The organism is Phaeovulum sp. W22_SRMD_FR3 (assembly GCF_052113705.1).
Taxonomy (GTDB): domain Bacteria; phylum Pseudomonadota; class Alphaproteobacteria; order Rhodobacterales; family Rhodobacteraceae; genus JBGQOG01.
This window is the reverse complement of record NZ_JBGQOG010000040.1, coordinates 1-9,713: the sequence shown is the minus strand read 5'-3', so window position 1 is coordinate 9,713 and position 9,713 is coordinate 1. Positions and strand designations below refer to the sequence as shown.

Sequence of the window (9,713 nt, the reverse complement as noted above, 5' to 3'; positions counted from 1 at the left end):
AAGAACCATATTCAGAAAGGCGAGGTTATCACCGTGGCCACTCCCGCGGGCTGGATAAACTTCGGCGAGGGGATGATCATCGGCAACCTCTTTAACGTGCCCGGCACCTGTCGCTTCCTAGTGGGCGTTGCGGGCGGGGCTGCGGGGAACGGCATCACCAGCGGCGCTGTGCGGCTGGATAGCATGGGGACGGTGGCGGCGTGACACATGTCATCCGTCAAGCTTGGTAATGCCGAGCGTGCGTTCAATTTGCGACCGCAGGTTCTTCAGGCCTCGATGATCGCTCGGCGTCTTTGGGATCGTGATGGCATCAAGGCCATCGAAAAGGTCATTGGCTTCCATCCGAATGTGTTTGTTATCGGATTTCTCCGAGTAGCCGTGTCGCGCCAGCAGAGAAGTCAATTCGCTTGCAACGCGTTTCGGGTCCTTTGTTGCTCTCGCCAAGTCCTGCGAAAGTTCGGCAAGTGCGGGCGACAACGGAAGCCGATCAAGAACGCGCTGTAGAATCACTTTGGAGCGTGTATCCAGTCCGATCCGATCAGCGACCGCCAGCGTTGTTCTGGCAGCGAAGCGCAGTCGGTCCGAAACTTCGCCGGAATAGATTTCGGGCCCGATCCGACGAATGAGATTGTCGGCCGAGAACTCTCCCTCATCGGTTCCCACACTATCGGCTGGCCGGGCAACAAGCGCCTGTTCGAGTTGACTTATCCTGTCCTGCAGGTTTTCGATCTCTTCGAGGTACAGCTGCTCGCTTTCAGACGCTGTTAGCCGGGCCTTCTCACTTGACCGCTGCGCACGCAGGGCCTGTTCCTGAAGTTCGGTCCAGTCCCACCCAAAGGAAGGCATCTGGCTCCGAAGGCTTGCTGCCGCCTCCCGTATCGTTGCAGCCAGTTCGATCCCATCCTCGATTTGCCATCCGATGTAATATCTTCTGACAATGCCTTGGCCCGGCGCCGACAAAGCCAAAGTACCGCCGTAGGCATTCCTTGCGTCAGTCTGCTCGCGAAGAGAAAACGAGAACGCACGGTCTGGTTCCACAACGACGTGCGCAATACCGCCGAGATCATAGGCCAGCTTTTCGATCTCAGCTTGATTCAGGACCCACGTCGACTTGCCTGTCGCGGAAACGTACACGACAGGCAGCCACTTTGTGGCATCACCCATGGTCACCGAACTCGCCGTTGAGAGGCCTTCGCTATCGCTTTTCAGCCATACGGGAGCATCTGACACCGATAGTTGGCGGTCTTTGCCTCCCCAACCGTTCTTGAGCAGAGCCTTGATGAGGTAGGGTTTTCTGGGCGTCTCCAGTCTTGCCCCAGCAGTGGTCGCGATACACTGGGTGCGAAGACGTACAAGATCCTGCCCACCCTCTGCCGCCCCGCGCCGCAGAACACATTCGGTACGCCACACCCGTCCCAAGTCGTCCGGCAAGTCATGCCGTGCGCCGATGGCAGACCACCCGTCAGAGGTTTGAAGCTCCCGCATCCGGAGTTCTTCGCCGATAGCCGAACGTACATGGACATTTGCACGATCCAGTTCCGCCTCCGAAGCGCTGGAGAGTACGGTCTGATGCCTCATACCACGCAACCAGCCGACTACTTCGGAGACGAAGGCGGCACGGTTCGGACTGGCACGGACGGGAAATTCTGTTGAGAATGGGAGCATCCGTGGAAGATCAGGTATCCTCTTTGCGGCGTCAACGGAGAATTAGTCACCACTCGTGATTGCAGAAATGCAGGAAGTTGGCCGAGGACCTTATTCAAGACCCTGTCCCTCTTGGAACGCCATGTCAGAGATTTCGCGAAGGCGGGCGCGGTGGTGGTCCAGCGTGCCGACATGGCCCCAGTTCACCTCATCGGGACTGTAGCCGAAGTGTTCGGCGCTGTGCGCGACCAGCCGTGCCAGCAGCGCGTCGATTTCGGCCTTGACGGCGATGAAGGCATCCAGCGCGGCGTCGTTGGTCTTGGGCATGATCGTCCCCGAGTTGGTTTCGGGGGCATAACGGCTCTGCTTTGCGCAGTGGTCAAGTTCAGCCGGACACGGAACGTCCCGCGAACTTCTGGCAGTTTCCGTGTCGCATGGGTGTTGCACGTAAGAATCGGGACTGGACGTAAGCGTTTGGAATCTTTGGGGAATGTGTTGTTCTGAGTTGCAAAGCAAAAAGCGCCCCATGGGGCGCTCTGCATCGGCCTAAGCCTTTGATATATTGTTAGAAAGTATGGTTGCGGGAGTAGGATTTGAACCTACGACCTTCAGGTTATGAGTCGGACCAAAAGGAGAACATCGGACCTTTTGATTTCAACCACTTACGCGGCAACTCATTGATCTCACTTGATTACCTCGCCGCTCTCAACCGCATTCGTAGGAAGAAGGCGTAGCCCAAACGGTGAACGAAGTCGGTCGGCAGGTTGACCTATTGTTGACCCGAAATCTCCGCCCTGCCCCACCGTTCGCTATTTCTCCCTGCGCTTCAGGCTACCCACAATCGTCCGTATCTCGTCCTCGAGGTGCTGACCGCGGTAGACGAATGACGTCTCGTGCCGGGCATACTGGCCCTGCCGATCGGCGCTCAGCCAGTTGTAGGACCCGATGCACAGAACATCGCTGTCGATCGCCACGATCTTGCTGTGCAACTTCGGCAGCTTGTGGAGACGGACCCCGATCCTGGCAAAGACCTTCTCGACCGCTTCCATCTGGGTTAGGCCACCGGCGGCCGGTCCCTCGTTGAGCAAGGGGTCGGCAAAGACATCGATCTCAGCACCTCGGCGGATAGCCCCTTCGAAGGCGGCGATCAGCCCGACGCGTTCCATAGTGCCCGCGATCACCCAGGGGCTGACGATCGTGTAGCGCCGCCCACCCGCCGAAAGTGCGTCCAGCAAGAAGGCATCGTGCCCGGCGGCATCCCGCAGCATCTGGATCTGGCCGCTTCCTTGTTTTAGGTCCGTCCGGGGCTCGGCCGCGAACTCGAGCGCATTGGTCTCTGAGGCGAACAGGAATTCCGACAAGATCGAACGGGGCGATCCGGTCTGGGCCGCGGCCATCACATCCATGTCGCCGAAGACGAGGCAGCTATCCTTGGCCCGAGAGACGGTGACATTCAGCATGCTGGGCGATGCATCGGTAAAGCCACCGTCGGCGTGTTTCGAATAGACGGGGGAAAAGATCACGACCGGCCGTTCGGCACCTTGGAGGGCGTGGACCGTCCCAATGGTCATGCCTTCGCGCCCATCAACCGAAATCCTCCGGCTGGCACAAGCATCGCGGATTTCGCGCACCTGTCGGCCAAAAGGTGTGACGATCCCAACGATCTGCTCAAGTGGCCTAAGATAGCGGGCTTCCAAGCCAGCGCGGTTTTCGTCAAGCCAGGCGGCGATTGTTTGGGCCTCAAGCAGGTTGGCCCGACTGCTGCCCGAGGTCACCGCTCGACCATCGATGTGGAGATACCCAAGCGCCGGAAGTCCTGCGTCTGCGGGGGCCTTTCCCCGCAGTGGCCGGAGCTTTCCCTTGTAGCACAAGGCGTTGCTGAAGCTGATGATCTCGTCGTAGCACCGCCGGTGTTCGAAGAGGTAGAGCCCCTTCTCAAGATCAGCATATGGTGAGACACGGGTGGCCTCTTGCGCGAGGCGCATGGCACTGCCGGTGGTGCTGCAAATTCCGCGAGCAGCAAGCGCATCGATGTCGGCCTCACCACCCAGCAGCCCGCAGTTTCGCAGGTTACCGACGTCAACCGGTCGCGGCACCGACGAGATTGGTTCGATCTGCTGCGTGTCACCGATGACAAGGGCACGTTTCGCGAGGGAGAATGATGCTCCGGCGACTTCCGGCAGAACCTGACCAGCTTCGTCGACGATCAAGAGGTCGATGAAGTCGAACAGGTACTCGGTCGCCCATTTCCCTCCGTCGCGGCGCGTATAGGTCATCTTGCCGGGCAGGCTGGCGAAGGTGGCCACGGCGCAAGGCGTCAACATCATCCGACGATGCCACCGGGGAATGACAGTCGCCTTGCCGTTCTTGCCCTTCGCCGCAACGATAGCGGCAAGGTCGGCCTCCATCGCCAGAAGCCAGCGCCCTTCCCAGTAGTGCGTTGCCAACAGGAACAACGGAAAGCGGGTTTCGAGGTCTGCTCGGCGTTCCAGTTCAGCGATGTCATCGCCACCGCCGACGGCAGACGCCGCCGCTTCCCAGCTTCTTTCCGCCTCAAGGAACTCGCGCCGCAGGGCCCTCGCCCTGAGCAGGGCCTGTTCAGCCGCCTTCAGCGCGTCCTCTGTTGATCCCAGTTCGGTCCTGACCCGATCCTCGATCTCGCTGACGCGCTTTGCGTTCTCCAAGCCTGGCAAGAGATCGCCAATCGCCAGCCGGGCACGCAAGGCGCGCTTTTCTTTGATCGAAGAAAGGAACCCAACGACCGCTGTCAACGAGGACTCCGAAGCCAGATACCGATCTAGCGCCGCCCTCGCCTCCCGCAGCTTCTCAAGCGCTGCGGTGCGCTGGGCTACGTCTTCTACCCGTCTAGCCTCCATTGCTTCCGGGTCAGGGCCAAGTTGCGTGTTAAGGGCTTCAGTTGCCGCGTGGCGTGCCTTGGCTGCGCTATCGATGCGAGAAAGCTTCTCGACCTCGGCTGCCATCCGGTTTTTAAGGGCCGATACTACCGACGCGACATCTGGGTTCGGCATGGCAGGAAACGCGTCCTTGGCGGCCTGCAGGTACGCTTCCTTTGCGCGCTGGACGTAGGCAACCGTTTCTCGCTCGGTCTGGAACTCTTCGGTCTGGTAGCGGCGCGCCGCTTCCAGTCGCCGCGAATGCGACGCGAGGAACATCCCGAAGCTTTCCACCTCAGGCAGCCAGCGCCCGGCAAAAGGCCCCTCACCTTTGCCGAAGTCCTTCCCAAAGGCGTCGATGATATTCGTCACGGCCTGGTTGTTCGAGGACGCGGCCACAATCACCGGCGGATCATCGCCGCGCAAAGCGGCACGCACCCAGAGCCCGGCAACCGCCGACAGCAGCATGGTCGTCTTGCCGGTACCCGGCGGCCCGTTCACGGCAATGACCTCGCCCGGCGAGGACGCGTCCAGCCAAGCCAAGACCTGCCTCTGATGCTCTGCCAGAGGGAAGCTCGCGTTCGAATGCCCGAGGCGGCGTGCGAATTCCCGCTCGATCCGGTGGTCTAGGCCGGTAGTGGTATTTCTGGGCTGCGCGATCTGCCCAAGCAACGGAGCAGCGAGCTTTTCGGCGAGGAGCTTGTCGTAGAGATCAAGGATGCCGCGCACCGTGGCGTTGGCATCTTCGGCGAGTTCGAGAAACCCTAAACCGATCGGCTGGTAATCCGCATCGCCACGCGGCCAGCCCTGCGAAACCGCGTCGACCATTTTGCGGCAATGACCAAGATATTCCTGCCATGCGCCCTCGCCTGCCATGTCCGGCAAGGGACTTTCCGTCAGAAATGAATCCAGTGCGTCAACCGATCCGATGGCAAACTCACCGGAGGGCAGAGGTGTCAGGAGATCGCGCGCCAGGGCATTTCGAGTGGGGGTGATCCGCCCAGCCCGATCAACCGTCGCTTCGGTCACCACGGGCGCCACGATCTCCGGCAGGCCGCCCGCGCGTACAGCCCCATGCGAGGACTTCCGCGCCATCACCAAGGGCCAGAACCGAACGCCCAACGCTTTGGCCGAAGCTTGGCCGCGGAACACACGCTCCACAACCTCGCCCGGCAAAACGCCAGTCTTCAGCGCCTCACTCGGCACGTCGACAAACCGCTTGCGGTCGGCTTGCGTGAACTTACCCTCGCCGAGCGCACCGTCGGCAAGCGATGTCCGCCAGTAACTCAACTCTGCGAGGATGCTAGCCATAACTGGAATGCTTCACTGACACACCTAAAAGCCCTTGGTCATCAAGCCTTTGCCAAAACACATGCGACGGAGTGCCGTTGCGAAGACGACAGCAAGCATCGAGAAAGGACCCCACTAATCCACTTCCCCATAAATTTGACTACTGAATGGCAACGAAGCAATATAGCCCTTCATAAAGACCCAATCAGGTTCTCCTTTGGCGTCCACCGGAAGATGTATTTGCGATTCCAACATTCGCTCGAGGTGCCACTTGCGACCATAACTAAATCGATACTTCTCCTTCCTGATCACGGTTGTGAGGAACAGCGCGATATCAGCAGAAAGCTCAAACTTGGGATATAGGACATTGACATCATCTGATGCCCAAAATGGAACCGGTTGAAAAAAGGCATCAGCTACGCCTGCGCCGTTATAAACAACAGTAATCGTGCAACCATCGTGTATCGCAACGTCGACAAAGTTAGACAGACCATTATTGTTGTCAATCGCCCCAATAAACGGAACATCACCTGGTCTCAACTTCAATTGAGCTTTGGTAAGGCGGCGACCTTTCCTTAGGTCGAACAGATCTTTAATTCCAAATAGTCCCCACGCTTTCCCGTGAAGGTCAGGCAGAACTTCACCACTAACCTTCGGACTATCGGCCCCACTAAACATATCGAGATCGACTGAGTCGACCCAATCAGGTATCGCAGAAACCGCCGGCACCTGAATGGCGCCCAGAGTCTTATTTGCCTGCCTACCATAACTGTAGCGAAATCTGTTAACCTTTACACAAAAGCAATAAAAGAGGATCTGCGACTTGCTCAGCTCCACCTTTGGACGCAGCAATGCCACATCTCGACCAACATAAAATGGTTGCTCTTGGAGATGTGTCGTCAAGACACCATTGCCACCGAGAGCGCATGAGAGATCACCAGCCGGAGCGGGATCGACTCCAGGGATCGGCTCTACAAACGCGGAGATGCCGTTGTCTCCCATCTTTCGTGAAACAAATGCCACGCCTTCTCCGAACCGAGCCCTAGTCAGTCTATTTAGTTCCAACGAGTGTCCATAACGGACATCAAAAATCTCACTGAGAGCGACCGTCATTCGTCTTCTTCTCCATCAGCCTCAGAGGTCAAAAGGTTCTTCCGTCCGGCCAATCGATAAATCGCATAGTTCCTTACAACACGCTCAAAATCCTCTTTGCGAATCGAAGTATAATCAGTCTCCAAGTATGCTTCAGCACACCACTCGTCCTCAGCCACGACCTTCTGAGTCACGCTTTCTCCAAGATGAACCTCACGGTTTCGGAATGACTCCACCCAACGGTCTCGGATTCTTGGCCAAGCGTCAGAAAGGTCGACCCGTCCCTTATGCTTTGTCTTCTCGAATCCATCAGCTTTCCAATAGCCAAACCATGTCTTTCTGCCCTCCGACGCATGCGACTTGTGAGCAGTAAAGATCATGATGCAAGTAATCACACCAACGGGATAAAATAGTTCATCGGGCATCGACACAACTGCCTCGAGTGTGTGCTCTTTCAGAATTTCCGCGCGCAATTGATTTGCGGAAAGGGCGCAAGACATAGGCACAATTGCGATCCCAGTGCCACCGGGGCGCAGACAATCAAGCATATGCTTGACAAACCTGAGTTCATGCAGGTCACTATCAGCCTGGCTGTAGGGAGGATTTACCATCCCAACATCACATCCGTGGGCTTTAACCTCCTTAGTAATTGCCTCGTCAAAGCAACTACCCTGGTAGAGGTTCGCCTTTCCGTCACCACGCAGAATCATATTGGAGGCAGCGAGTGCAAACATATTGGGTTGCTGCTCTATACCAATAAGTCCGTGCTTCCTAATTTTTTCACGATCGTCATCAGTCACCGCAGTGCGAAACATCTGATGCATCGCTGAGATAAGAAAGGCGCCGGTTCCAGCACATATATCAAGAACCTTACTGCCCTTATTCACGTTTGCCAGAAGCGCGAAAAGTTCAGTGATGTGCCTTGGAGTAAGAACAATACCAAGAGCCTTTTTATCACCGCCGGTGTACTTCAGAAACTCACCGTAAAATTTCCCAACGACATCGAAATCGTGATAAACACTAATGAATGGCCAGACCTTCTTGTTGAGTCGGTCAATAAGCTCAAACATTACGCCCTTTGGATAACCTTTTGCTGCTTTTCCAAGCTCAGGATGGACGGCGATGCTCGAATAGGGTTGGGTCATGTTATCTTTTTTCGCCTGCGGAATGTCGGCTTTTTGTATCTCCTCTTGAATGACCCTCATCCACTCCTTTTGAAGCTGGCTTGGCGTGTGGAGACCGAACGATGCGGAGAAAGCCTTATTTCGAAGAGCGATCAGTGTACCACTTACTAGGAGCGGCTTTTCACTTTCCGTCAGTTTCGCGTGGTCTCGCATAAAGTCATGAAGTTCTGTAGAAAATGCCATAAGCTCATCGAATCTGAGCTTCTGGACTTGGGGGTCGAAAATTGCAGAACTGAGATAATCATCCCAGGGAATAATTTTATCGATTTGCGCCCCATCTCGAGCAGTCAGCTCTTTCGGTTTCGGACCTGACTTTGGCCAGAGATAGGTTGAGAACTTTGCACCTTTCTTGGTCTCGCCACTTACGGCTATTGCAATTACGTTGAATTCTCGAGACAGAGCATGTGCATAGTGGAGCACACCATCGACGGCGAACTTCTGAACACGCTTTGCATAAATGCTTGCGTCCTCATCGATTTCCGATCCTCCAAAAATGGCGCTTATCGTGCTACTTGCGTGATCTGCAACTAGAGCCTTGCACTCTACAATCATGACAAAGTCTGGTGTAGAGGGCGCGGAGACTATGAATTCGGGTGAACCCATGCCGCCGCCGCCGCTCTTGCTTGCAGCTTTCAACAGTCTCTTTACTGCCTCAATGTTGCTCTTTTGCTCTTCAACCTGCAGGTCTGAGGTTTCTTCGTAGAAACCGTTTTCACGCAACAAGTCACGAACAATATTCTCGGTTTTTCTTTCGTTCTTGGCCATACCCGTCCCGATCAGTCGCACTGTTCCGACCCTTTGACCACAAAGCCTGGCGCGGTTCAACAAAGAGCAATGATTGATCGCTGCCCCAATCCGTTGTCAGATCTCGCTGGCCGTGTGCGAGTTTACGCAGCACGTTGGTGCCTCAACCAGAGTTTGGGTTACGCATCACAGTGCAAAGTCCGGTCAAACATGCGTCCTTCCCTTAGAGTTACTCCCCCACCACCCGCAACCGCGGCTTCAGCGTCTCGCCTACGGCGTTCACCCCGGCCCGCAGGGGTGCATCGATCAAGTGTGCGTAGCGCTGAGTCGTGCCGATCTGGGTGTGGCCGAGGAGGCGGCCTATCATTTCCAGCGAAGCGCCGCCCGAGACCAGCAGCGAGGCGAAGGTGTGGCGCAGGTCGTGGATGCGGACGTCGGGGATCTGGGCCACCTTCTGCATCTTGGGCCAGAAGCGCTTGGGATCGCCGACCGGCTGGTCTGGCACGTCGCCCGGGAAGAGGAACGGGCAGCCCTTCGGCACGATTTCCTTGCGCAGGCGGATCAGCGCAACGGCCTCATGCGAAATCGGCACCCGGTGGATGCGGCGCTGCTTGGTATAGGCGGCTTGCTTGGTCCAGATGGCGAGGTCGAGGTTAAACTGGTCGAAGGTGGCGGTGCGGACCTCGCCCAGCCGGGCGCCGGTCAGCATGCAAAGGCGGATGATGCTGGCGGCGCGCTGGTCCTCGTCGACGGCCAGCGCATTCGCCAGGCGTTCGATTTCTTCGAAGGACAGGAACCGGTCACGGGCGACCTCGGGCCGTCGGCGGAATCCGAAGGTCGGATTGTCGGGGCGCATCTTCCACAG

6 protein-coding genes and 1 pseudogene are annotated in these 9,713 nt (G+C 57.0%); 1 reads left to right on the top strand and 6 read right to left on the bottom strand.

Going from position 1 to position 9,713, the window contains the following annotated elements; genetic code table 11:
• Window positions 1-204 (top strand): annotated as a pseudogene (locus ACEN2S_RS22835) (DUF2190 family protein); the annotation flags it as partial.
• Between the two features lie 6 nt (window positions 205-210).
• Here ACEN2S_RS22835 and ACEN2S_RS22830 read toward each other — a convergent pair.
• From ACEN2S_RS22830 to ACEN2S_RS22805, 6 genes are all read right to left on the bottom strand, one after another.
• Window positions 211-1,485 carry a hypothetical protein gene (locus ACEN2S_RS22830; RefSeq protein ID WP_441870896.1) on the bottom strand — a complete coding sequence of 425 codons (1,275 nt, stop codon included), beginning with the start codon at window positions 1,483-1,485 and terminating at the stop codon, window positions 211-213.
• 270 nt (window positions 1,486-1,755) lie between these two features.
• Window positions 1,756-1,971: a hypothetical protein gene (locus ACEN2S_RS22825; RefSeq protein WP_441870893.1), complete on the bottom strand. Its 216-nt coding sequence runs from the start codon at window positions 1,969-1,971 to the stop codon at window positions 1,756-1,758.
• 482 nt (window positions 1,972-2,453) lie between these two features.
• The gene (locus tag ACEN2S_RS22820; protein ID WP_441870891.1) at window positions 2,454-5,849 is read right to left on the bottom strand and encodes an AAA domain-containing protein; all 3,396 of its coding nucleotides are present in this window, start codon (window positions 5,847-5,849) and stop codon (window positions 2,454-2,456) included.
• A 114-nt stretch (window positions 5,850-5,963) separates the two neighbouring features.
• Window positions 5,964-6,941 (bottom strand): restriction endonuclease subunit S, encoded by a 978-nt coding sequence (locus ACEN2S_RS22815; RefSeq protein ID WP_441870888.1) that lies wholly within the window; start codon window positions 6,939-6,941, stop codon window positions 5,964-5,966.
• A complete protein-coding gene (locus ACEN2S_RS22810) occupies window positions 6,938-8,869 on the bottom strand; it encodes an HsdM family class I SAM-dependent methyltransferase (RefSeq protein ID WP_441870885.1) in 1,932 nt (643 codons plus the stop codon). The genes ACEN2S_RS22815 and ACEN2S_RS22810 overlap by 4 nt, the downstream gene beginning before the upstream one ends.
• Window positions 8,870-9,077: 208 nt before the next feature.
• Window positions 9,078-9,713: site-specific integrase (locus ACEN2S_RS22805; RefSeq protein ID WP_441870882.1), on the bottom strand; the 636-nt coding region annotated here is incomplete at its 5' end.